Genomic DNA, 255 nt, shown 5'->3' with positions numbered 1-255 from the left:
AAAAGCAAATGGTCATGAGAACAAGATTCATATTACTTCTTTTTATTTTGAGCGGTTCTGCTGTATTTGCTCAAAAGAAACTAGCCGATAAATTCTACGATAACTATGGCTATGCCAAAGCTATTGAACTCTACGAAAAAGTCGTTGAAAAGGGCGACAGTAGCGTCTATGTACTTACCAGACTTGGGGATTGTTATTACAACAATGCCAACTCTGAAAAAGCAGCATTCTGGTATGGTGAAGCCCTCGAAAAAG

1 pseudogene is annotated in these 255 nt (G+C 38.4%); it reads left to right on the top strand.

The features are described 5' to 3' along the window. Window positions 1–14: 14 nt before the first annotated feature. Window positions 15–255, top strand: a pseudogene (locus tag DN064_RS14095) (OmpA family protein); the annotation flags it as partial.

It is taken from the genome of Winogradskyella aurantiaca (assembly GCF_003362725.1).
Taxonomy (GTDB): domain Bacteria; phylum Bacteroidota; class Bacteroidia; order Flavobacteriales; family Flavobacteriaceae; genus Winogradskyella_A; species Winogradskyella_A aurantiaca.
The sequence above is the reverse complement of the archived record's forward strand: the minus strand, read 5'-3'. Positions and strand labels throughout refer to the sequence as shown.